The following is a 23,096-nucleotide window of genomic DNA, read 5'->3' as shown; positions in this document are numbered from 1 at the left end:
CCGGGCCTTACGCGCTGCGGTTGATCCGGATCATTGGCGGGGCGGAGGGGGTATGCTCTGTCATGTGCTTTCCCGCGCGATGAAGGTCAGGCCGAGGTCGAGCCGCCGCTGCGGCGGTTCCTTGCCGTCCATCAAATCGAGCAGCATGGCGGCGGCATGGCGGCCGATGGCGTAGCGCGGCGTGGCGACGGTGGTCAGGGTCGGGGTGGTCCAGGCCGAGGCCGGCAGATCGTTGAAGCCGGCGACGGCAAGCTGGTCGGGCACGCGGATGCCGCGGCGCTGGCACTGGAACAGGGCGCCCTGCGCCAGATCGTCGTTGCAGAAGAAGACGGCGTCGCAGTCGGTGTTCTCCGCCATCAGCCGGTCGATCATCGCCGCGCCGAGATGGATGGAGGACGGGTCGGGCAGCCGCCAGACGCGCGCCTCGTCATACAGCCCGGCTTCCTCCAGCGCGTGGCGGTAGCCGTCGAGGCGGGCCAGCGTGCGCGGGTCGAGCTGCACGGCGACGAAGCCGATGCGGCGGTAGCCGCGTTCCAGCAGGTGGGTGGTCATCAGCCGGCCGCCCTCCTCCTGCGAACAGCCGACGCTGAGGCTGTCGGGGTCGTCCAGCAGCTCCATCATGTGGACGGTCGGGCTGGCGAGCGCCGACAGGTAGGTGCGGGCGACCGCGGTGTGGTCGGTGCCGGTCAGCAGGATGCCGTCGGGCTGGAACTGGAGATAGGTGCGGATCAGCCGCTCCTCCTCCTCCGGCGAATAGTGGGTGACGCCGATCAGGGCGCGGTAGCCGCGCGGCAGCAGCATGTCGTGGATGCCGGCCAGCGTCTCGACGAAGACCATGTTGGTCATCGACGGGATCAGCACCGCCACCGTCATCGACCGCGCCGAAGCCAGCGCGCTGGCGGCCTGATTGGGCACGTAGCCCATCGACTGCGCGGTGTCGAGGATGCGTTGGCGCAGCTCCGGCATCACCAGCTCGGGACGCTTGAAGGCACGCGACACGGTGATGGCGCTGATGCCCACCCGCTCCGCCACGTCCGCCATCGTCGCGCGGCCGGTGCGCGAGGAGCGCGGCTTGCGCGTCTTGACCGCCGGGGTTGCCGTCCCATCGCCGCCACGGGTCGTCACAGGGCTTCGTCCTTCCGTTTCCGGCCGGCGCGACGGAAGGTCGCGCGGGCTCGCTGGTCACCGGTGTGTATCATACTCGGCAACGGCCGCGGTCCATGCACGGGCATCCCATCCGGAGCCCCCATAGGGAGCCGGGATCCGCAACCCGCGGCCATCCCCGATCAGTTTGTCCGCAACTCAAACAAAACTCTTTACGGCCGTCAAGGTTAGCGCTAACAGTATCGCCACCTCATCCCGGCGTCATCCGCGATTTCCGGCCAGCAGGCTGCCAGCGTCGTTTTGACCCGGTGATGATAGCGCTAACATAATTATGTCGGTGCGAGGCCCGCCGCGACTCCGGTTGAGGGCGGCGGTGCCGCACCGGTCTTCGGGAACACGAGCCTCATGAATGGTCCCCCCATCGCGCCGTCCCCCGGCATGAACACCATTCCCCCTGAGCTGTCGGGCGGCGCGCCGCTGATCGTCGTGGTGATGGGCGTCGCCGGCTGCGGCAAGTCCAGCGTCGGCCAGAGCCTTGCCGCGACGCTGGGCGACGAGTTCATCGAGGGCGACGCCCACCATCCGCCCGCCAACATCGAGAAGATGTCGGCCGGCATCCCGCTGACCGACGCCGACCGCGACGGCTGGCTGGCGACGCTGGCCGGCTTCATCGCCGAGGCGCATCGGGCGGAGCGCGGGCTGGTCGTCGCCTGTTCGGCGCTGAAGCGGCGCTACCGCGACCGGCTGCGCGGCGACTGCGAGCGGGTGGTCTTCCTGCACCTGCATGGCGACAAGGCGCTGATTTCGTCCCGCATGGGGGCGCGCACCGCCCATTTCATGCCCACCGCCCTGGTCGACAGCCAGTTCGCCGACCTGGAGATGCCGATGGCCGACGAAGTCGTGCTGTCCTACGAGGTGACGCTGCCGGCCGAGGCCATCGTCGCCGATGCCTGTGCCCGCCTGACTGGCGACCGGAAGATCGCCGACCGGAAGACCGGGGAAAAATCTGGGAGGAACGCATGAAGAGCGTTGCGGATCTGCTGGAGCGGATCACCGAATGGATCATGGCGGCGATGCTGGCGGTCATGGTCGGTCTCGTCTTCGGCAATGTCGTCCTGCGCTACATCTTCAACAGCGGCCTCGTCGCGGCGGAGGAGATCGCGCGGCTGATGTTCGTCTGGCTGGTGTTCCTGGGCGCCACCGTGGCGCTGCGCCACCAGCGGCATCTCGGGCTGGAGATCCTGCAGGCCCGCCTGCCCTTCAAGGTGCGGCGCGCCTGCGCGGTGATCGCGCACCTGATGATGCTGTACGCGCTCTATCTGTTCGTGCAGGGCAGCTGGATCCAGCTGCTGATCGGCATGGAGACCTTCTCCACCGTCCTGCGCTTCCCCATGGCCTTCTACGCCGCGGCCGGCTTCTTCCCGGCCATCGCCATGGCGCTGATCGTGCTGGCGAACCTGTGGCGGATCGTCACCGGCCAGCCCGGCGCCCGCATCCCCGGCGATCCCGACACCATGTTGGACCATCCGGAGTCGCACGGCCCCGCCGTGGCGCCGCCGGCACCCGGCAGCCATCCCGGCGCTGCCCCCGGCCCGGCCGTCGCCAAGCGCTGAAGCCCAGCCCAGAAGACCTTTTGCGGACGGAGACGCCGCCATGACGCTCACCATTTTCCTGGGCTCGCTGTTCGGCTTCATGCTGCTCGGCATGCCCATCGCCTTCGCGCTGATGCTGACCGGCGTCGCGCTGATGGTCCACCTCGACTTCTTCGACGCCCAGCTGGTCGCCCAGAACATGCTGAGCGGCGCCGACAACTACCCGCTGATGGCGGTGCCCTTCTTCATCCTGGCCGGCGAGCTGATGAATGCCGGCGGCATCTCCCAGCGCATCATCAACCTGGCGGTCAGCCTGGTCGGCCACATCAAGGGCGGCCTGGGCTTCGTGACCATCGGCGCCTCGGTGATGCTGGCCAGCCTGTCGGGCTCGGCCATCGCCGACACCGCGGCGCTCGCCACGCTGCTGATCCCGATGATGCGCGACCACGGCTATCCGGTGCCGCGCTCCGCCGGCCTGATCGCGTCGGGCGGCATCATCGCCCCGATCATTCCGCCCAGCATGCCCTTCATCATCTTCGGCGTGACCACCAACACCTCGATCAGCTCGCTGTTCATGGCCGGCATCGTTCCCGGCCTGCTGATGGGGCTGGGGCTGATCGGCGCCTGGATGTTCGTGGTGCGCGACATGACGGTGAAGCTGCAGCCGAAGGCCAGCGGGCGCGAGCGGCTGAAGGCGCTGGGCGACGGCGTCTGGGCGCTGGCCCTGCCGGTCATCATCATCGGCGGCCTGCGCGGCGGCATCTTCACGCCGACCGAGGCCGCGGTGGTCGCCGCCGTCTATTCGCTGTTCGTGGCGCTGTTCATCTACCGGCAGGTGACGCTGCCGCAGCTGGTGCCGCTGCTGGTCCAGGCGGCGCGCACCACCAGCACCGTCATGTTCCTGTGCGCCGCCGCCCTGGTGTCGTCCTACATGGTGACGCTGGCCGACCTGCCGCAGCAGATGACCGAGCTGCTGGCCCCGCTGATGGGCCATCCCAAGATGCTGATGCTGGCCATCGCCGTCCTGCTGCTGGCCGTCGGCACGGTGATGGACCTGACCCCGACCATCCTGGTGCTGGGTCCGGTGCTGACCCCGCTGGCGATCAAGGCCGGCATCGACCCGACCTATTTCGGCGTGATGTTCGTCCTGATCGGCACGCTGGGCCTGATCCATCCGCCGGTCTGCACGGTGCTGAACGTGGTGTGCGGCGTCGCCCGCATCTCGCTGGAAAGCGCCACCAAGGGCATCTGGCCCTTCCTGCTGACCTACATCGTGCTGGTGGGCCTGCTGATCGCCGTGCCGGAGATCGTCACCGCCCCGCTGCACCTGTTCCACTGACGCGTACCCAAAACCAAAAGCCCAAAACCAACCAAACACCAGACGCCAATCACCAAATGGCAAGGGAGATCGACCCCATGTTCCGCAAACTGCTGCTCGCCACCGGCATCGCCGCCGCCCTGCTCGCCCCGGTCGCCGCTTCGGCGCAGGACGTGAAGACCCGCATCATCCGCTTCGGCTACGGCCTGTCGGAAAGCAGCAACCAGGGCCGCGCGGTGAAGTATTTCGCCGAGGAGCTGTCCAAGCGCAGCGGCGGCAAGCTGAAGGTCAAGGGCTTCGGCGACGCCAGCCTGGGCAGCGACATTCAGATGCAGAACGCCCTGATCGGCGGCGCGCAGGAGATGATGGTCGGCTCCACCGCCACCCTCGTCGGCATCGTCAAGGATTTCGGCGTCTACGACCTGCCCTTCCTGTTCAACAACGAGAAGGAGGCCGACGCCGTCCTCGACGGTCCGTTCGGCGAGAAGCTGCTGAAGTCGCTGAACGACAAGGGGCTGGTCGGGCTGGTCTATTGGGAGAACGGCTTCCGCAACCTGACAAACAGCAAGCGGCCGATCACCAAGCTGGAGGACATGGGCGGCATCAAGCTGCGCGTGATGCAGAACCCGGTCTACATCGACATGTTCAACCGCTTCGGCGCCAACGCGGTGCCGCTGGCCTTCTCCGAGCTGTTCACGGCGATGGAGACCGGCACGGTCGACGGCCAGGAGAACCCGGTCACCACCATCCAGTCGTCCAAGTTCTATGAAGTGCAGAAGTACCTGACGATCTCCCGCCACGTCTACAGCCCGTGGATCATGCTGGCGAGCAAGCGCTGGTACGACGGCCTGTCGGCCGACGAGAAGAAGATGCTGAACGAGGCCGCCGTCGCCTCGCGCGATTTCGAGCGCAAGGACAGCCGCGAGGCCTCGGCCCAGAGCATCGCTTATCTGAAGGAAAAGGGCATGCAGATCAACGAGCTGAGCCCGGCCGAGCTGGAGCGCATGCGCGAGATGGTCAAGCCGGCCTTCGACAAGTACGCCGCCGACGGCGGTGCCGAGGTGCTGAAGGACCTGCAGGGCGCCATCGCCGCCTCGCGCAAGTAAGCGCAGCGACCCCGATTGCGGGGATGACGGGGGCGGACCGGATCGACCGGTCCGCCCCCTTTGTCATGCGGGTACAAAGTTCGGGTTGCAGAGATTGGAACGATTCTCAGATTGGTCCTTACGGACGGTTTGCCGATGCCGGTCCGAGTTCTTCGCGGTTTTTGAGAACAACTCTCAGGAACTGTAGGTCTGACGGATTGATTGGTGAATAATTTACTCGAATTTAACAGAACTGCGAGACAGTTGCTCCGGGGTGTCCGTGCCCTTGTCCGGGTGTGTCGTGGGGACTGTCGATGTTCAAGAAGCTGCCTTTGGTGACCAAGCTGGTTCTCGCGATCGGACTGGTCATGACGATCGGGCTGGGGGCCGGGTCGGTGGTGATCTCCGTCAAGAGCGGGGCCGACACCGACGCGCTGTCCTTCCAGGTGGGCGAGGAACTGGGCAAGTACCATGCGGCGACGGTCGAGCGCCGGCTGAACGATGCGCTGGACATCAGCCGCAACATGGGCACGACGCTGCTCAGCCTGAAGCGGAGCGGCGTGACCGACCGCGGCGCGCTGAACGACTGGCTGAAAAGCCTGCTGGAGGCCAACACCGGCCTGATCGGCGTCTGGGTCGGCATGGAGCCGAACGCGCTGGACGGCAAGGACGCCGCCTTCGCCAACAGCCCCGGCACCGATGCCAGCGGCCGCTTCATCCCCTATTGGAACCGCGGCAGCGGCAAGGCCCAGCTGGAATCGCTGGTCGGCTATGACGATCCCGGCCCGGACGGCCTCTATTACCAGCAGGCCAAGCGCACCGGCAAAGAGGTGATCGTCGAACCCTACAGCTATGTCGTCGCCGGCAAGACCGTGCTGATGGTATCGCTGGCGGTGCCGATCCTCGACAACGGCAAGTTCATCGGCGTCGCCGGCGTCGACATCGCCACCGACGCCATCTGGGACGAGCTGAAGACGGCGAAGCCGTTCGAGACCGGGTCGGTCTTCCTGATCTCCAACGCCGGCGCCTGGGCGGCCTACAGCAACCCCGACCATCTGGGCAAGCCGATCCTGGAGACCAACGCCCGGCTGAAGGACGCGATGCCCGCCGTCCGCGAAGGCCGGTCCTTCGCCCATTTCTCGGTGTCCGCCAGCCTGGGCACCGACGTGAAGCAGCTGTTCCGCCCGGTCGTCATCGGCAACACCGGCACGCCCTGGTCGATCCTGGTCAACCTGCCGCTCAACAAGGTCGAGGTGCCGAAGCAGGAGCTGCGGACCTTCATCGCGGTGGGAGCGGTGCTGCTGACCGCCGCGCTTCTGGTTGCGCTATGGCTGACCAGCCGGGTCGTGGTCGGCCAGCCGCTGCGCCGGATCATCGCCACCATCCAGGCGCTGACCGCCGGCCGGCGCGACGTGGAGGTCGCCGACCGCGACCGTGCCGATGAGATCGGCTCCATCAACACGGCGCTCCAGCTGTTCAAGGAGAATGCCGGCCGCGTCGCCGAGATGGAGGAGCAGCGCCGCCTGGACGAGCAGCGCGCCGCCGAGCAGCGCAAGCAGGATCTGGCCGGGCTGGCCCAGCGCTTCGAGGGGTCGGTCGGCGACGTGGTCGCCAGCGTCGCCCGGCAGGCCGAGGCGATCCGCACCGATTCCGAAGGGCTGTCGGCCATCGCCGAGCAGACCAACGCCCAGGCTTTGGCCGTCGCCAGCGCCGCCGACGTCGCCAGCGGCAACGTGCAGACGGTGGCCGCCGCAGCGGAAGAGCTGGCGCACTCCATCGAGGAGATCAACCAGCGCATCGCCGCCTCGTCGCGCATGGCGAACGACGCGGTGGGCGAGGTCGAGAAGACCAACGGCACGGTGGCCGGTCTGGCCCAGGCCGCGCAGAAGATCGGCGACGTGGTGAGTTTGATCCAGTCCATCGCCGGCCAGACCAACCTGCTGGCACTGAACGCCACCATCGAGGCGGCGCGGGCGGGCGAGGCCGGCAAGGGCTTCGCCGTCGTGGCGCAGGAGGTCAAGAACCTCGCCAGCCAGACCGCCAAGGCGACGGAGGAGATCGCAGCACAGATCGCCGAGATCCAGTCGGTCAGCGGCAGCGCCGTCGGCGCCATCCAGGCCATCGGCCGCACCATCCTGGGCATCAGCGAGACGGTCACCGCCGTCGCCGCCGCCGCCGAGGAGCAGGGGGCGGCGACGCGCGAGATCAGCCGCAACGTCCAGCAGGCCGCCAGCGGCACCCGCGAGGTGTCGACCAACATCGAGGGCGTGACCCGTGCCGCCAGCGAAACCGGCAGCATGGCCGCCCAGGCCCGTGCTGCGGCCGACACGCTGTCGCACCAGTCGGCGCAGCTGCGCGGCGAGGTGCAGCGCTTCGTGGCGACGATCCGCGAGGCGTGACGGTGGGGGAGCCGCCGGTCGGCGGCTCCCTCCTTGTCAGCAGTCGCCTCTCAGCAGTCGAAGAAGACCGTTTCCCCGTCGCCCTGGATGCGGATGTCGAAGCGGTAGACCACCCCGCCGGGCGTCTCGGCGCGGGTCGCGATCAGCGTGTCGCGGCGGTCGGCCGGGACGCCCGCCAGCACCGGGTCGGCCTCGTTCGCCGCCGTCTCGTCGGAGAAGTGCAGGCGGGTGAAGGCATGACTCAGCATGCCGCGGGCGAACACCGTCACCGCGATGTGCGGGGCGTGGCCCTCGTCGCAGGCGCCGGGCTTCACCGTGTCGAAGAAGTAGTGGCCGGCGTCGTCGGTGCCGCAGCGGCCGAAGCCGGCGGCGCCGGGGGCGTGTTTGCCGTCAGCGCCGGCCTGCCAGATCTCCACCACGCAGTCGCGGATCGGCGCACCCGCACCGTCATAGACTACGCCCTCGATGCGGATGTGCTCTCCGGCCATGTCGGGGGTGGCCAGCCGGTTGGTCGCCAGCGGGCGGCGGCCGTAGAGTTCCGGCGTCCAGGCATAGGCGAAATAGGGGCCGACGGTCTGGGACGGGGTCTGTTTCAAGGTCTGGCTCATGGCGGTCAGCCCTCCATCGGCGTGGCGTGGCGTCCGCGCAGGACGATGTCGAACTCGTAGCCGAGCGCCCACACCGGCTCGGTCACGTCGATGGAGAAGCGCGAGACCAGCAGCTCGCGCGCACCCTCCGGCACCCCGTTGTAGATGGGGTCGAGCGGCAGCAGCGGGTCGCCCGGGAAATACATCTGGGTGACCAGACGGGTCAGGAAGGACGGCCCGAACAGCGAGAAATGGATGTGCGCCGGCCGCCACGCATTGTGGTGGTTGCCCCAGGGATAGGCGCCGGGCTTGATCGTGGTGAAGCGGTAGCGGCCGTCGGCGTCGGTGAGGCAGCGGCCGGCGCCGAAGAAGTTGGGGTCGAGCGGCGCGTCATGCTGGTCCCAGCGGTGGACGTAGCGGCCGCAGGCGTTGGCCTGCCAGATCTCCAGCAGCGTGTGCGGCACCGGCCGGCCGCTCTCGTCCAGCACGCGGCCGGTGACGATCATCCGCTCGCCGATCGGCTCGCCGTTGACGCGGCCGTTCTTCGTCAGGTCGTGGTCGAGCGGATCGAGGCTGTCATGGCCGAACACCGGGCCGGTGCGGACCGACAGCCCCTGCTTCATCGGGATCAGCGGCTTGGACGGCGAACGCAGCACCGTCGATTTGTAGAGCGGCGACAGGTAGGGCGGGTGTTGCGCCCAGTCGCGGGGGGTGAAATCGCCTTCAGCCTCGTGAACGGCGGTGTCCATCGCGGGTGTCCCTCCTTGGGAGCGGTCAGCTTTGCCGACCTTGTGTGTTCTTATGGCCGGGTGTGGTCTTGTGCTCGGCGAGCACGCGGTCGATGAAGTGGGAGGCGGCGCCGGTGTAGCGCAGCGGGTCGAACAGCCGGTCGAGGCCGTCCGCGCCCAGCGCCTGCACCACCTCCCCATCCTCGGCCAGCACGTCGCGCAGCGGGCGGGCGTCGGCGGCGGCGCGGCGGCTGGCCTCGGCCACGCGGGAATGGGCGGCCATGCGGCCCATGCGGTCGCCCAGCGCCATCGTCACCGCCTCCGCCAGGATCAGGCCGCGGGTCAGGTCGAGGTTGGCGCGCATGCGCTCCGCATCGACGGTCAGGCCGGCGATGGTCTCGCGCGCATGGCGGGCGGCGCCGGCGACGAGGCGGCAGAGGTCGGGCAGCGCCTGCCACTCGGCATGCCAGCCGCCGAGACCGCGCTCATGCTCCTGCACCTGCGCCGCCAGCAGCCCGCCGACCAGCGCCGGGGCGCGGATGGCGGTGGAGAGCAGGACGGCGCAGGACACCGGGTTACGCTTGTGCGGCATGGTGGAGGAGCCGCCGCGGCCGGGGGCGCTGGGCTCGAACGTCTCGCCCACCTCCATCTGCATCATCAGCGAGATGTCGCGGCCGAGCGTGCCCAGCGTGCCGGCGAGGATGCCGAGCGCGGAGGCCAGTTCGGCGATGCGGTCGCGGCTGGCGTGCCAGGGCAGGGCGGGCAGGGGGAGGTCCAGCTCCTTCGCCAGGGCCTCCGCCACCGCCGGGCCGGCGTCGCCGAGCGCCGCCAGCGTACCGGCGGCGCCGCCGAATTGCAGGGCGAGGCGCGAACGGGCGGCGGCGATGCGCTGGCGGTCGCGGCCGAGCGCGTCGAGCCATCCGGCGGCCTTCAGCCCGAAAGTGGTGGGCAGGGCGTGCTGGAGCCAGGTGCGGGCGACCATCGGCGTGGCGCGGTGGTGCTCGGCGAGGTCGGCCAAACCGTCGGCGAGGGCGGCCAGATCGGTGTCGAGCCCGTCGAGGAAGCGGCGCAGCTGAAGCATCAGGCCGCTGTCCATCGCGTCCTGGCTGGTGGCGCCCCAATGGACGTAACGCGAGGCCTCCTCGTCGGCGGCCTTCACGGCGGCGGTCAGATGCTTGACCAGGGGAATGGCGGTGTTGCCGGCCAGCGCCGCCTCCGCCCCCAATGCGGTCAGGTCGTAGAGGCCGACCTTGCACGCCGCCTCGATGGCCGGGACGGCGCGGGACGGGATGACGCCGACCGCCGCCTCCGCCCGCGCCAGCGCCGCCTCGAAATCCAGCATGCCTTGCAGCCTTGCCGAGGGGGAGAAGGCGTCGGCCGCCGCGTCGCTGGTGAAGAGCGGGTCGAGGAGGGGGTCGGCGTGGATGGTCGTCATGCTGCTCACCCCTTCTTCGCGTCTTCCTCGTCCATCTCGGCATAGACGGCGCGGGCGAGCGCAATCGCGTGGTTGGCGGCGGGGACGCCGGCATAGATGCCGGCCTGCATCAGGATTTCCTTCACCTCGTCGCGGGTGACGCCGGTGTTGCGGGTGGCGCGGATGTGCAGCTTCAACTCGCCATCCTTGCCCAGCGCCGCCAGCATGCCGATGGTCAGCATGCTGCGCGTCCGGATGTCCAGCCCCGGCCGGGTCCAGATCTGGCCCCAGGCGGTCTTGGTGATGAACTCCTGGAAATCGGCGTCGAACCCGGTGGCGCGCTCCAGCGAGCGGTCGACATGGGCGTCGCCGAGGACCGCGCGGCGCACCGCCATGCCGCGGTCGTACAGATCCTTGTCCTTCATCTCTGGGGCGTCCATCACAGGTCCCTCAGGAAGCCGTCGATCAGGGCGGCCAGTTCCGCCGGCTTCTCGACGCCGGGGATGTGGGCGGCGCCGGGCAGCAGTTCGAAGCGTGCGCCGGGGATGCCGGCCGCCAGCTCGCGGGCGGCGTCGGGCGGGGTCGCCACATCCTCCGCGCCGCAGATCACCAGGGTCGGCGCCGTGATGGCGGCGTTGGCGGCACGCAGGTCGGCGTCGCGGATCGCCATGGCGCAGCCGACATAGCCGTCCTCGGGAATGCGGGCGACCATGGCGGTGTAGCCGCGGATCTGGTCGGGACGGCCGTCGCGGAAGCCTTGCGTGAACCAGCGGGCCATCACCCCGTCGGCAATCGCCGCCATGCCGCGGGCGCGGATGGCGGCGATGCGGTCGGTCCAGACCGACGCCGGCCCGATGACGCCGGCGGTGTCGCACAGGATCAGGCCATGCACCCGGTCCGGTGCCTTGACGGCGAGGCGCTGCGCCATCATGCCGCCGATGGACAGGCCGCAGACATGGGCGCGCTTGACGCCGAGCGCGTCGAGCAGGCCGGCGGCGTCGTCGGCGAGCATGTCCATGCTGTAGCCGGCATCTTCCGTGACCGGCGTCACCTGGGTCAGGCCATGGCCGCGCATGTCGTAGCGCAGGATGCGGTAGCGCTGCGACAGGTGCGGCACCACCGCGTCCCAGATGTGGAAGCTGGTGCCGATGGAGTTGGCGAACAGCAGCACCGGCGCGTCGGCCGGGCCGGTCAGGTCGTAATGCTGAGTGATGCCGGCTGCTTCGATGAAGGGCATGAGGGCTGCCTTCGCTTGTTGTGGGGCGGTCGCGACTGGGTTCGACGCTACACCCGCTCGATCATCACCGCGATCCCCTGGCCGACGCCGATGCACATGGTGCAGAGCGCCGTCCGGCCGCCGGAGCGTTCGAGCTGGTGGAGCGCCGTGGTCGCCAGACGGGCGCCGCTCATGCCCAGCGGATGGCCGAGCGCGATGCCGCCGCCGTTCGGGTTCACATGGGCGGCATCGTCCGGCAGGCCGAGCTCGCGCAGGACGGCCAGCGCCTGGGCGGCGAAGGCCTCGTTCAGCTCGATCAGGTCGATGCCGCCGATGGTCCGGCCGAGCCGCTCCAGCAACTTGCGGATGGCCGGGACCGGGCCGATGCCCATGACCCGCGGCGGCACGCCGGCGGTGGCGCCGCCGAGGATGCGGGCGCGCGGGGTCAGGCCATGGCGCTTCACCGCCGCTTCGGAGGCCACCAGCAGGGCGGCGGCGCCGTCATTGACGCCGGACGCGTTGCCGGCGGTGATGGTGCCGCCTGGGCGGACGATGGGCTTCAGCGCCGACAGCGCCTCGATGGTGGTGGCGCGGGGATGCTCGTCGGTCGTCACCACCGTCTCGCCCTTGCGGGTCTTGATGGTGACGGGGACGATCTCGCGGGCCATGCTGCCGTCGGCGATGGCGCGGGCGGCGCGTTCCTGGCTGCGCAGCGCGAAGGCGTCCTGGTCGGCGCGGGCGATCCTCCAGTCGTCGGCGACGTTCTCCGCCGTCTCCGGCATCGAATCGGTGCCATAGGCCGCCTTCATCGCCGGGTTGACGAAGCGCCAGCCGATGGTGGTGTCAAAGATCTCCGCCTGCCGCGAGAAGGGGGCGTCGGCCTTGCCCATGACGAAGGGGGCGCGGCTCATGCTCTCGACGCCGCCGGCGATCATCAGCTCGGCCTCGCCCGCCCGGATGGCGCAGGCGGCGGTGGCGAGCGCGTCGAGGCCGGAGCCGCAGAGCCGGTTCATCGTCGTGCCCGGCACCGCGTCGGGCAATCCCGCCAGCAGCGCCGACATGCGGGCGACGTTGCGGTTGTCCTCGCCGGCCTGATTGGCGCAGCCATAAATCACGTCGTCCACCGCCGCCCAGTCGACCGAGGGGTTGCGCTGCATCAAGGCGCGGATCGGCACGGCGCCCAGGTCGTCGGCGCGCACCGACGACAGGGCTCCGGCATAGCGGCCGATGGGGGTGCGGATGGCGTCGCAGATGTAGGCGTCACGCATGATGTCATCCTTCTCCGCCGACCTGACCATGAGCGGCGGCGGTGCGGGCGTGCAGGTCGCGCAGCGCCGCCAGGGTTCCGGCGTCCGGGATGTCGGTGGTCTTCAGGTCGGGCGAGATCTTCAGGTCCCAGCCGGTGGCCGCCTTCACCTGCTCGACCGTCACGCCGGGGTGGATGCCGGTCAGGGTCAGCTCCTTGGTCACCGGATCGGGGGTGAGGATACCGAGGTCGGTGATGACCGCGGTCGGCCCGGCGCCGGGGATGCCAGCCCTGGCCCGCGCGTCGCCGCCGTCGAGATAGCCGGCCGAGGTGACGAAGGGCAGCGTGGCGACGAAGGCCTTCGGGCTCTGCTTGAGGACGATGAACACCTCCTTGGCCTGAGAGGCGATCTCCGGCGCACCGCCGGCACCGGGCAGCCGCACCTTGGGTGAGTCGTAGGCGCCGATGACGGTGGTGTTGATGTTGGCGAAGCGGTCGACCTGGGCGGCGCCGAGGAAGCCGACGTCGATCCGCCCGCCCTGTAGCCAGTAGCGGAAGATCTCCGGCGTGCCGACCACGGTGTCGGCGGTCAGCGCGAGGTCGCCGTCGCCGATCGACAGCGGCAGCACCGTCGGCTTGGCGCCGATGGGCCCCGATTCATAGATCAGCACGACGTCCGGCGCATGGGTCAGCCGGGCGAGGTTGGCGGCGGTCGAGGGCAGGCCGATGCCGACGAAGCAGACGGTGCCGTCCTTCAGCAGGCGGCTGGCCGCCACCGTCATGATCTCGGTCGCGGTGAAGTCTTCGGAACCCATCACGCACCCTCCTTCATGCTCTCGGCCATGCTTTCGGCCAGCACCCGGCGGAAGCCGGCGAAATCGTCGGTGTCCAGCACATGGCGCTGCATCCAGGCCTGGAAGCCGTCGCGCGAGCGGGCGATGGGGTCCCAGGCCTTGTAGAAGCGGTTGTCGCGCTCCGAATAGCCCTGCGCGTAGGACGGATAGGCACCGCCGGGGACAGGGCAGACGGCCGACAGCGCCCAGTGGGGCAGCACGCAGGCGTTGGGCGGGGCGTCCAGCTCGTCGACGATCTCCTCCACCGTGACGATGGAGCGTTTGGCGGCCAGCACGGCCTCCTTCTGGACGCCGAGGATGCCCCAGATCAGCACATTGCCGCGGCGGTCGGCCTTCTGGGCGTGGATCACCGTCACGTCGGGGCGGACCGACGGGATTGCGGCCAGCTTTTCGCCGGTGAAGGGGCACTCGATGAAGCGGATGTTCGGGTTGACCTTCGGCAGGTCGGAGCCGGTGTAGCCGCGCAGCAGGGCGAAGGGCAGGTTGGAGGCGCCGGCGACATAGGCGTTCGCCATGCCGGCGTGGCTGTGCTCCTCGATCTCCAGCCGGCGCGGCCAGCCCTGCTCGACCGCATCGCGGAAGCGGTGGAGGGAGCCGACGCCGGGGTTGCCGCCCCAGGAGAAGATCAGCGTCGCGGCACAGCCCATGCCGATCATCTGGTCGTAGATCAGGTCCGGCGTCATGCGCACCAGCGTCAGGTCGCGCCGGCCCTGCCGGATGATCTCATGCCCGGCGGCATGGGGGATCAGGTGGGTGAATCCTTCCAGGGCGACCGTGTCGCCGTCGTGCACGAGGCTCGCCACCGCCTCGCGCAGGGGCGTGATCTTCGCCATATGACCTCCCGGATGTGCGAAAATCGCACGAACATTCGTCGTTACGCACAGAGTGGCGAGCGGTGCGCCGCGGTGTCAAGGGCGAAAAAAGCATTATGCGTGCGATGATCGCCCATATTGCGGCGCAACATGAGGAGCGTGTGGTCCCTGGCGTGAGTTTCTTGATAAAAATTGATGTTTATCAATTATTTGACTTGAGAGTCAATTTTGTGCGATTATAGAACACAATATCAAATATCGCACTTGACGGTTCGGTCCTCCCTCAGTACGGTGGACGGAACAGTCAATGACCGGAATAGCGAAGTCCGGCGCCGGCATATGGTCACATGTGGGAGGGACAATGACGAGGACTCTGCGCAACGCGCTGTTGGGCAACGCGCTGCTGGGTGCGGCGTTCGGTCTGGCGCTGGCGGCCGGTCCGGCCGGTGCCGCCACCATCAAGGTCGGTGTCGTGGCGCCCTTCTCCGGGCCGTTCGGCGTGGTGGGCAAGAGCTTCAAGGAAGCCATCGAAGTCTATCAGGCCGAGCATGGCAAGACCGTCGGCAACGACACGGTGGAGTTCATCTACAAGGACCTCGACCAGGCGAACCCGGCGCAGAGCAAGGCGCTGTCGCAAGAGCTGATCGTCAAGGAGAAGGTGTCCTTCCTCGCCGGCTATTTCTTCACGCCGGATGCGCTGGCCGTCGCCCCGCTGATCGACGAGGCGAACATCCCCTGCGTGATCTTCAACGCCGCGACCTCCGCCATCACGGAGAAGTCGCCGCGCTATGTCCGCACCTCCTTCACGCTGTGGCAGAACACGGTGCCGCTGGCCGAACACATGGCCAAGCAGGGCATCAAGAAGGCGATCTCGGCGGTCAGCGACTATGGTCCCGGCATCGACGGCGAGGCCGCCTTCAAATCGACCTTCGAGAAGAACGGCGGCACGGTGGTCGACACCATCCGCATGCCGCTGAAGTCCACCGACTTCGCCCCCTTCATGCAGAGGATCAAGGATTCGGGCGCCGAGGCGGTCTATGCCTTCCTGCCCGCCGGCCCGACGACGCTGGCCTTCGCCAAGGCCTTCAACGACACCGGGCTGAAGGCGGCGGGCATCAAGTTCTTCGGCCCCGGCGACATCACCCAAGAACCGGACCTGCCGGCGCTGGGCGAGGCGGCGATGGGCATCACCACCAGCTTCAACTACAGCCGCGCCCACGATTCGGCGATGAACAAGGCCTTCGTCGCCAAGCACAAGGAGATGTTCGGCTCCTACGACAGCGTCACCTTCACCTCGGTCGGCGCCTATGACGGCACGCACGTCATCTATCAGATGATCAAGAACAGCGGTGGCAAGATCGACGGCGCCAAGGCGGTGGAGTCGGTGAAGGGCATGAGCTGGGAAAGCCCGCGCGGCCCCCTGACCATCGATCCCGACAGCCGCCACGTCACCCAGACGATCTATCTGCGCACCGTCGAGATGGTCGACGGCAAATTGGAGAATGTCGAGAAGCAGTCGTTCCCGAAGCAGCCGGACTATGGGTACAAGCTGGCGAAGTGAGGGGGGCACACGGCAGGATTTTAGGGTGAGGCACGCGGTGCTTCCCCCTCACCCCGACCCTCTCCCCGGGGGGAGAGGGGGATGGGCGGGTGGAGAGACATCATGGAAACCATGTTCGGGATCGCCGTCGACGGGGTCGCCTACGGCATGATCCTCTTCATCATCTCCGTCGGGCTGTCGGTGACGCTGGGGCTGATGCGGGTGGTCAATCTGGCGCATGGCGCCTTCGCCATGGTCGGCGGCTATGTCGCCTCCTATGCCGCACAGAGCGCCGGGCTGCCCTATGGGCTGGCGCTGGTGGTGGCGGTGGCGCTGACCGTGCTGGCGACGCTGCCGCTGGAACGGCTGCTGTACCGCCGCATCTACGGCTCGGCCAACGAACTGGCGCAGGTGCTGCTGACCATCGGGCTGACCTTCGTCATCGTCGCCGGCATCAATTACCTGTTCGGCCCGACGCTGAAGCGCATTCCGCTGCCGGACCTGCTGACCGGCACGGTGCAGCTGGGGCCGAAGTCGATCCCGACCCACCGCGCCTTCGTCATCGGCGCCGGGGCGGCCACCCTGCTGGGGCTGTGGTGGCTCTTGGAGCGCACCGATTTCGGCATCCGGCTGCGGGCGGCGGTCGATGACCCGGCCATGGCGGCGGCGCTGGGCATCCGCACCGAACGGCTCTATCTGGCGACCTTCGCGCTCGGCACCGGGCTGGCGGCGCTGGGGGGCGTGCTGGGGGCGGAGCTGCTGCCGCTGGAGCCCTATTACGCCATCCGCTACATCGTGCTGTTCCTGGCGGTGGTGGCGGTCGGCGGGGCGGGGAGCATCTTCGGCTCGGCGGCGGCGGCGCTGGCGCTGGGCATCGTCGACACCGCCGGCAAATACCTGATCCCGAATTTCGGCGAGTTCTTCTTCTACGCCGCCCTGATCCTGATCCTGTTCCGCTGGCCCCACGGCTTCTTCAAAGGGAGGACGGCATGACGAGCGTCGCCGAGCGCGACGGAAAGGCCGGCGCGGTGACCCGACCCGCTCCGCTCGGGCGCCGCCGCGATCTCGGCTGGATCGGCATTCCGCTAATTGCCGCGGTCGGGCTGGCCGCCTTCTGGCTGCTGCCGGACGATCTGGCGCTGCTGACCCGCATCGCCGCCTCGGCCCTGTTCGTGCTGTCGCTCGACCTCGTGCTCGGCTATGGCGGGATCGCCACGCTGGGGCAGGCGGCGATGTTCGGCACCGGCGCCTATGCCGCCGGCATCGTCGCGGTCAACTGGAACAACGACCCCTTCGTCATGCTGGCGGTCGGCGGGCTGGCCGGCGGGCTGGTCGCGCTGGCGACCGGCGCGCTGATCCTGCATGCGCGCGGGCTGACCCTGCTGATGCTGACCATCGCGGTCGGGCAGATCGTGCAGGAGGTCGCCAACAAGGCGCGCGACTGGACCGGCGGCAGCGACGGGCTGTCGGGCATCGACCCGGCGCCGGTGCTGGGGCTGTTCCGCTTCGACATGTTCGGCCGCACCTCCTACCTGTTCGCGCTGGCGGTCCTGGTGGTCGGGCTGGTGGTGGCGCGGCGGATCGTGCGCTCGCCCTTCGGGCTGGCCTGCCGCGGCGTGAAGGAGGACCCCTTGCGGATCTCCGCCATCGGCGGGTCGCCGAAATCCTATCTGGTGGCGCTCTATGGCGTGGCCGGGGTGTTCGCCGGGGTGGCCGGAGCGCTGACCGCGGTGACCAGCGGCATCGTCGGGCTGGACAGCGCCGGCTTCCCCTGGTCGGCGGAGGCGCTGGTGATGCTGGTGCTGGGCGGCACCGGGCGGCTCTATGGCGCGGTGATCGGCACGGCGGCCTTCATGGGCATCCACCACATCCTGGCCGCCAGCGATCCCTTCCACTGGATGGGCTTCATCGGCCTGTTCCTGATCGGCATCGTCCTGTTCCTGCCCGGCGGCATCGCCTCAGGTTTGGAACGGCTGGGCGGGCTGTTTCGGAGGAAGGAGGGCGGGGCATGACGAAGCTGTTGGAAGTCGAGGGGCTGAGCAAGAATTTCGGCGGCCTCCAGGTGTCGTCCGACATCACCATGACGCTGACTGCCGGCGACCGTTGCGCCCTGATCGGGCCGAACGGGGCGGGCAAGACGACCTTCGTCAACCTCGTCACCGGGGTGATCCCGCCCAGCGCCGGCACCATCCGGCTGGACGGCCGCGACATCACGAAGCTGTCGGCGGCGGAGCGCGTGCGGCTGGGGCTGATCCGCAGTTTCCAGGTGGCGCGGCTGTTCAAGTCGATGACGGTGCGCGAGCATCTGGAGCTGGCCGTCCTCCAGCGCGACCGCCGCACCTTCCGCCTGTTCGCCAGCGTCGCCAAGGTGGCCGGGCTGGCCGACGAGGTGGCGGGGCTGCTCGACACCATGGGGCTGACCCAGGCGGCGCACACGGCGGTCGGCTCGCTGGCCTATGGGCAGCAGCGGCTGCTGGAGATCGCGCTGGCGCTCGCCATGAAGCCGAAGGTGCTGATCCTCGACGAGCCGGCGGCCGGCGTGCCCCATTCGGAAAGCCAGCGCATCCTCGACGCCATCGACCGGCTGCCCAAGGATCTGGCGGTGCTGATGATCGAGCACGACATGGATCTGGTGTTCCGCTTCGCCAGGACCATCGTCGTGCTGGCGCAGGGGCGGCTGCTGTGCAGCGGCACCGCCAAGGAGATCGTAGCCGACCCGCGCGTGCGCGAGGTCTATCTGGGGAGCCGTGCCCATGCCCACTGAACCGCGTGGCGCTTTCGAGGTCGCGGATCTGCGCGCCGGCTACGGCAAGACGCTGATCCTCGACGGCGTGTCGCTGGCCGTGCCGGCGGGCGGGCGGCTGGCCCTGCTCGGTCGCAACGGGGTGGGCAAGACGACGACGCTGGCGACGCTGGTCGGCCAGACCACCCGCCATGGTGGCAGCATCCGGCTGGACGGGGTCGAACTCGGCGGGATGAGCAGTTCGGCGCGGGCGGCGGCGGGGCTCGGCTATGTGCCGCAGACGCGCGACATCTTCAAATCGCTGACGGTGGAGGAGAACCTCGTCACCGGGCTGAAGGGGCGGCCGCGCTCGGCGCTGGAGGAGGCGTACGAGCTGTTCCCCCGGCTGGGCGAGCGGCGGCGCAACGGCGGCGGCGAGCTGTCGGGCGGCGAGCAGCAGATGCTGTCGGTCGCCCGCGCGCTTCTCGGCAAGCCGACGGTGCTGCTGCTGGACGAGCCGCTGGAGGGGCTGGCCCCGGTGATCTGCGACATGCTGATGGCGGCGCTGTCGAGGCTCGACATGACCATCCTGCTGGTGGAGCAGCAGGTCGACCGCGCGCTGGACTTCGCCGACCGCGTGGTCTTCCTCGACCGCGGCCGGGTGGTTCATGCCGGACCGGCGGCGCAGGCGAAGGCCGATCCGGCGCTGCTGGAGCGGCATCTGGGCGTGGCGCTGGCGGCGTAGGGGGACTGTCCCCGCCGTGCGTTACCTGAACGGCGGCGCGTAGAGCAGGCCGCCCTGGGTCCAGGGCTTGTTCATGCCGCGGTCCATGCTGTAGGGGGTGCCGAGGTTGCGGTCGAAGATCTCGCCATAGTTCCCGACCTGCGCCAGCACCTGCAAGGCCCAGTCGTCGGGCAGGCCGAGCGTACGGGAGACGCTGCCGGCGTGGCCAAGCATCCGGTGCAGCTCGGGATCGTCGGGGATGCGGCCGGCCTGAACGTCGGCCGAGGTGACGCCCTTGGCGTCGGCCAGCACGATGGCGTGGAGCACCCAGCGGGTGATGTCGTACCAGTTGCGGTCGCCGCGCGCGATGTAGGGCGTCAGCGGCTCGCGCGAGATCACGTCGGGGTAGATGTGGATGCCCATCCCCGCCTGCCGGTAGCCGGCCAGCGAGGTCACCAGCACGGTGCGGTCGGTGGTCAGCAGGTCGCATTCATGGGCGAGGAAGGCCTGCAACGCCTCGTCCAGCGTCTGGAAGGTGCGGATCGTCCAGGGCAGGTCCGACTTGCGGATATGGTCCTCCAGATTGCGGACCGTGGTGGTGGCGGTCTTGACGCAGACGGTGCGGACGCCCAGCCGGTCGAGCGGCGGCGGCGTGCCGTCGCCGAGGATGGCGAAGCCCTGGCCGTCATGCAGCAGCGGCATCAGGAATTCGATGTCGTGCGACAGCTCGCGGCTGAAGGTCCAGGTCGTGGTGGTCAGCGCCACATCGACCTCGTGCTTCTCCACCGCCTGGAATTCCTGCGGCTTTTCCGGCAGGCGGACGACGCGGATCGCCTGGGCGTTGCCGAGCGTCGCCGCGGCGAAGACCCGGCAGACATCGACCAGGAAGCCGTCGAGATGCCCCTGCGGGTCGGAGAAGGAGATGCCGCTGACGCCGCTGCGCAGGCCGCAGATCAGGAAGCCGCGGCCATGGATGCGCTCCAGCGTGTCGCCGTCCTCGGCATAAGCCGGTGATGTGAGCGCCGGTATGGCCGACACCATCGCCAGCAGCACAAGCAACACCAGCCGCATCCCGACACCCATCCCCTGACCAGCCTCAGCAGCCGCACCTCCGCGGCGGGCGGGATCAGGCCGCCTGCCCGGCGCGCAGCGTGCCGAGCAGACTATGCAGCGAAGCGGCTTCCTCGGCCAGCGTGTTCGCCGTCTCGGTCAGCGAGGCGGCGATGTCGCCGGTGCGGGCGGCCTGGGCGCTGACGCCGTCGATCAGGCTCGCCACCTCGCCGGTGTTGCCGGCGATCACGCCGACGCGGTTGCGGATGTCGGTGGAGGAGTCGGTCTGGCGCGCCACCGCGCCGCCGATCAGCTCCTGCACTTCGCTGATGCGCTCGACCGAGCCGGAGATGCGGGCGAAGGTGCCGACGGTGTTCTGGATGCTGCCGTTGATGGCGCTGACCGAACTGGCGATCTGCACGGTGGCGTTGGCGGTCTCCTCCGCCAGCTTCTTCACCTCCGCCGCCACCACGGCAAAGCCGCGGCCCGCCTCGCCGGCGACCGCCGCCTCGATGGTGGCGTTCAGCGCCAAGAGCTTGGTCTGGTGGGCGATGCTGGTGATGACGTCGACGATGCGGCGGATCTGCTCGGTGTTCTCGCCCAGCTGGCCGACCACCTCGCGGGCGGCGGTCAGCTCGCCCAGCGTGTCGCCGACCACGCCTGCCGCCTCGCTCGTCAGGCTGGAGACGGTGCCGATGGTGTCCATCAGCACCCCGGCGCTGTCGTTGCAGGTGTTGGCGTTGCGGTTGCTCTCGGCGACGAAGCTGCCGGCGCTGACGGTGCTGTCGATTGTGCCGGACGATTCGCGGCGCAGCGCGTCGGCCAGCTCACGCAGCTGGCCCGACTGGGTGGCGACGCCCGACGCCACCTGATGCACGTCCTCCATCAGCTGGCGGGCGAGCGCGGCGGAGCGCATCTGCTCGGTCACGTCGGTCCAGGACAGGGTCTTGCCCAGCACGTTGCCCTGGTCGTCGAAGACGGTGTCGACATGGGCCTCCACCGTCGTTTCGTCCACGGTCAGGGTGCGGCGCGGGATCGGCGGGCGGGCGGGGTCGGTGCAGGCGGCGGTGAAGTCCGGCCCCTGGGCCAGCAGGTCGGGGCCGGCCGGGTCGATGCCGTGCGCCTCGCAGAAGCTCCGGGCGGCGGGATTGACGAACCCTACCTGACCATCTGTGCGCAGCAGGGCGGTCGGCACCGGGCTGCTGTCGACCATCCGCTTCATCAGCAGCACCTGCTCGACGCTGCCGCGCAGGCGGCGGAGCGCGGCGGCCATCACCGCCAGCTCGTCGCGGCCGGTGCGGGGAACCTCGATGGACAGGTCGCCGGCGGCGATCTGCTCCATGGCGCGGGCGAACTTGCGCAGGTTGGCGATGACGGCGACGCGCAGCAGCAGGGCGGCGGCGATGGCGACGGCCAGCGCGAAGGCGGCGACCATCTTGAGGGCGTCGTTGCGCAGGGCCTCGGTCGCGTCGACGAAGTCCGACACGTCGCGCGAGATCTCCGCCGTCGCCCAGGGCAGCCCGCCGTCGCCGCCGAGCGACACGGTGGTGGTGGAGAGCTGCGCATGGGCCGACGGCTCGCCGCCCTTGGCCTCGAACAGCACGCCGCCCTTGGCGTCGGTGATGCGGATGTCGGCGTCCAGCACCGCGCCGAGGTTGGACAGGGCGGGCAGGGGATCGGTCACCACCTCCAGGAAGCCCAGGACGCGGAAGCCGCCGATGGGGACGATCATGCTGAACAGCGGCCGGCCCTGGCCGTCGCGCCACAGCAGGCTGGCCGGTCGGCGCTTGTCGGCGATGTCGCGGGTCTTCAGCGCCTCGAACAGCGGGGCGACGGTGGCGACGCTGTCCTGCTCCCCGCCGGTGGCGGCGATGCGGGCCATGTCGGCGTCATAGACGGCGACCGAGACCAGCCGCACCTCGCGGTCGACCACCACGGGCCGCGCGTTGATGTTCTTCAGCGCCAGCATCGTCTTGGCCGGGTCCTTCTGGTTGATGCTGTCGACCAGAAAGGCGTCGCGGCTCCATTCGTTGGCATGGCCCTGGAGCCAGTCCGTGTAGTTCTTGCGGATGCGGTCGTTGGCGAGAACCCGCAGGGTGGCCGCCGCGCTGCTGTTGAAGGTGGTCAGCGCGAAGTCGGTGTAACGCTGCGACACCCAGGCCTGGCTGGCGATCAGCACCGCCACCAGCACGCCCACCACCGACACCATGGCGCGGCGCAGGGTCCAGAAGCGGTGGCGCGCACCGCCATCGTCCAGGGTGCCGCCCGCATTCGTCGAGATCGCCGTCATGCCCAAACCCCCGCCGCCAGTGAACGGTTTCAACGGATTGCTACACGCACATCGTCGCAGGGCCCTTTGAACGGTTTAGCGTTCATTTGTGAACAGTTCGTGTCTTTTCGTTTGCATTTGAGGCAAGCGGCGATGAACGGTGCAAGAAAACAGGCGGAATTTTGGGCGGATGGACCGCCTATGACTTTCCCTGGGAGGAATTCGGCAAGATGAAAAGCAACCGGATGTGGTGAATTGACTTCGGAGTAGGCTGGTTGCCCGCGTCGATGCATAAAAAATGGGCCACGGAAGCGCGCGAAAAAATTTCGCGATTTCCGTGGCCCAGGCTGCCGAGCGCGTGGCCGCCGCGAGACTGAAGCGACGGGGGAGTTTGCTCGGGGTTGGGTGTGTCGCCCTCTCCCCCCCGCTCACGCGC

At 69.0% G+C, this 23,096-nt stretch carries 21 protein-coding genes; 10 read left to right on the top strand and 11 right to left on the bottom strand.

The annotated features are described in order from the left end of the window. Window positions 1–60 precede the first annotated feature (60 nt). On the bottom strand, window positions 61–1,125 hold the full coding sequence (locus tag ABNQ39_RS32410) for a substrate-binding domain-containing protein (protein ID WP_174474906.1): 1,065 nt from the start codon (window positions 1,123–1,125) through the stop codon (window positions 61–63). Between the two features lie 384 nt (window positions 1,126–1,509). Here ABNQ39_RS32410 and ABNQ39_RS32405 point away from each other — a divergent pair, with 384 nt between their 5' ends. From ABNQ39_RS32405 to ABNQ39_RS32385, 5 genes are all read left to right on the top strand, one after another. Beyond that, window positions 1,510–2,127 (top strand): gluconokinase, encoded by a 618-nt coding sequence (locus ABNQ39_RS32405; protein WP_376966282.1) that lies wholly within the window; start codon window positions 1,510–1,512, stop codon window positions 2,125–2,127. Then, window positions 2,124–2,717 (top strand): TRAP transporter small permease, encoded by a 594-nt coding sequence (locus ABNQ39_RS32400; RefSeq protein ID WP_376966280.1) that lies wholly within the window; start codon window positions 2,124–2,126, stop codon window positions 2,715–2,717. The genes ABNQ39_RS32405 and ABNQ39_RS32400 overlap by 4 nt, the downstream gene beginning before the upstream one ends. Before the next feature lie 40 nt (window positions 2,718–2,757). Further along, a complete protein-coding gene (locus tag ABNQ39_RS32395) occupies window positions 2,758–4,035 on the top strand; it encodes a TRAP transporter large permease (RefSeq protein ID WP_376966278.1) in 1,278 nt (425 codons plus the stop codon). Between the two features lie 77 nt (window positions 4,036–4,112). Further along, window positions 4,113–5,120, top strand: coding sequence for a TRAP transporter substrate-binding protein (locus ABNQ39_RS32390; RefSeq protein ID WP_376966276.1), 1,008 nt, complete (start codon window positions 4,113–4,115; stop codon window positions 5,118–5,120). A gap of 293 nt (window positions 5,121–5,413) precedes the next feature. Beyond that, window positions 5,414–7,498, top strand: a complete 2,085-nt coding sequence (locus ABNQ39_RS32385) for a methyl-accepting chemotaxis protein (protein ID WP_376966274.1) — start codon at window positions 5,414–5,416, stop codon at window positions 7,496–7,498. 50 nt (window positions 7,499–7,548) lie between these two features. On the opposite strand, the gene pcaG is transcribed toward ABNQ39_RS32385, so the two are convergent. Genes pcaG through ABNQ39_RS32345 form a run of 8 tightly spaced genes read right to left on the bottom strand, consistent with a single transcriptional unit; the run spans window position 7,549 to window position 14,376 of the window. Further along, window positions 7,549–8,106 (bottom strand): protocatechuate 3,4-dioxygenase subunit alpha, encoded by a 558-nt coding sequence (pcaG, locus tag ABNQ39_RS32380; protein WP_376966272.1) that lies wholly within the window; start codon window positions 8,104–8,106, stop codon window positions 7,549–7,551. Window positions 8,107–8,111: 5 nt separating this feature from the next. Further along, a complete protein-coding gene (gene pcaH / locus ABNQ39_RS32375) occupies window positions 8,112–8,834 on the bottom strand; it encodes a protocatechuate 3,4-dioxygenase subunit beta (protein WP_376966270.1) in 723 nt (240 codons plus the stop codon). 25 nt (window positions 8,835–8,859) lie between these two features. Beyond that, window positions 8,860–10,248, bottom strand: a complete 1,389-nt coding sequence (locus tag ABNQ39_RS32370; protein ID WP_376966268.1) for a 3-carboxy-cis,cis-muconate cycloisomerase — start codon at window positions 10,246–10,248, stop codon at window positions 8,860–8,862. Between the two features lie 5 nt (window positions 10,249–10,253). Then, entirely contained in the window at window positions 10,254–10,652 is a 399-nt protein-coding gene (gene pcaC, locus ABNQ39_RS32365; RefSeq protein ID WP_376966266.1) for a 4-carboxymuconolactone decarboxylase, read from the bottom strand. A gap of 14 nt (window positions 10,653–10,666) precedes the next feature. After that, window positions 10,667–11,464: a 3-oxoadipate enol-lactonase gene (gene pcaD, locus ABNQ39_RS32360; RefSeq protein WP_376966264.1), complete on the bottom strand. Its 798-nt coding sequence runs from the start codon at window positions 11,462–11,464 to the stop codon at window positions 10,667–10,669. 47 nt (window positions 11,465–11,511) lie between these two features. Continuing rightward, window positions 11,512–12,711: a 3-oxoadipyl-CoA thiolase gene (gene pcaF, locus ABNQ39_RS32355; RefSeq protein WP_376966262.1), complete on the bottom strand. Its 1,200-nt coding sequence runs from the start codon at window positions 12,709–12,711 to the stop codon at window positions 11,512–11,514. A gap of 4 nt (window positions 12,712–12,715) precedes the next feature. Further along, window positions 12,716–13,504: a CoA-transferase subunit beta gene (locus ABNQ39_RS32350; protein WP_376966260.1), complete on the bottom strand. Its 789-nt coding sequence runs from the start codon at window positions 13,502–13,504 to the stop codon at window positions 12,716–12,718. Next, window positions 13,504–14,376, bottom strand: coding sequence for a CoA transferase subunit A (locus tag ABNQ39_RS32345; RefSeq protein ID WP_376966258.1), 873 nt, complete (start codon window positions 14,374–14,376; stop codon window positions 13,504–13,506). The genes ABNQ39_RS32350 and ABNQ39_RS32345 overlap by 1 nt, the downstream gene beginning before the upstream one ends. A 340-nt stretch (window positions 14,377–14,716) precedes the next feature. On the opposite strand from ABNQ39_RS32345, the gene ABNQ39_RS32340 reads away from it, so the two are divergent. The 5 genes from ABNQ39_RS32340 to ABNQ39_RS32320 all read left to right on the top strand — a co-directional run bounded on the left by ABNQ39_RS32340 (window position 14,717) and on the right by ABNQ39_RS32320 (window position 19,362). Beyond that, the gene (locus tag ABNQ39_RS32340) at window positions 14,717–15,916 is read left to right on the top strand and encodes an ABC transporter substrate-binding protein (protein WP_376966256.1); all 1,200 of its coding nucleotides are present in this window, start codon (window positions 14,717–14,719) and stop codon (window positions 15,914–15,916) included. A 102-nt stretch (window positions 15,917–16,018) separates the two neighbouring features. Beyond that, the gene (locus ABNQ39_RS32335; protein ID WP_109048582.1) at window positions 16,019–16,888 is read left to right on the top strand and encodes a branched-chain amino acid ABC transporter permease; all 870 of its coding nucleotides are present in this window, start codon (window positions 16,019–16,021) and stop codon (window positions 16,886–16,888) included. Further along, window positions 16,885–17,907 carry a branched-chain amino acid ABC transporter permease gene (locus ABNQ39_RS32330; RefSeq protein WP_376966254.1) on the top strand — a complete coding sequence of 341 codons (1,023 nt, stop codon included), beginning with the start codon at window positions 16,885–16,887 and terminating at the stop codon, window positions 17,905–17,907. Before ABNQ39_RS32335 ends, ABNQ39_RS32330 begins: the two co-directional genes overlap by 4 nt. Then, window positions 17,904–18,659 (top strand): ABC transporter ATP-binding protein, encoded by a 756-nt coding sequence (locus ABNQ39_RS32325; protein ID WP_376966252.1) that lies wholly within the window; start codon window positions 17,904–17,906, stop codon window positions 18,657–18,659. The genes ABNQ39_RS32330 and ABNQ39_RS32325 overlap by 4 nt, the downstream gene beginning before the upstream one ends. Continuing rightward, the gene (locus ABNQ39_RS32320; RefSeq protein ID WP_376966250.1) at window positions 18,649–19,362 is read left to right on the top strand and encodes an ABC transporter ATP-binding protein; all 714 of its coding nucleotides are present in this window, start codon (window positions 18,649–18,651) and stop codon (window positions 19,360–19,362) included. The genes ABNQ39_RS32325 and ABNQ39_RS32320 overlap by 11 nt, the downstream gene beginning before the upstream one ends. 21 nt (window positions 19,363–19,383) lie before the next feature. Here the strand turns inward: ABNQ39_RS32320 and ABNQ39_RS32315 are convergent, their stop codons facing one another. After that, window positions 19,384–20,412, bottom strand: a complete 1,029-nt coding sequence (locus ABNQ39_RS32315) for an amino acid ABC transporter substrate-binding protein (RefSeq protein WP_376966248.1) — start codon at window positions 20,410–20,412, stop codon at window positions 19,384–19,386. 55 nt (window positions 20,413–20,467) lie between these two features. After that, the gene (locus tag ABNQ39_RS32310; protein WP_376966246.1) at window positions 20,468–22,681 is read right to left on the bottom strand and encodes a methyl-accepting chemotaxis protein; all 2,214 of its coding nucleotides are present in this window, start codon (window positions 22,679–22,681) and stop codon (window positions 20,468–20,470) included. Window positions 22,682–23,096 lie beyond the last annotated feature (415 nt).

This window comes from Azospirillum sp. A26, from assembly GCF_042604635.1.
GTDB classification, from domain to species: domain Bacteria; phylum Pseudomonadota; class Alphaproteobacteria; order Azospirillales; family Azospirillaceae; genus Azospirillum; species Azospirillum palustre.
Note: the sequence above shows the minus strand (reverse complement) of the source record. Positions and strands in the feature narration are given on the sequence as shown.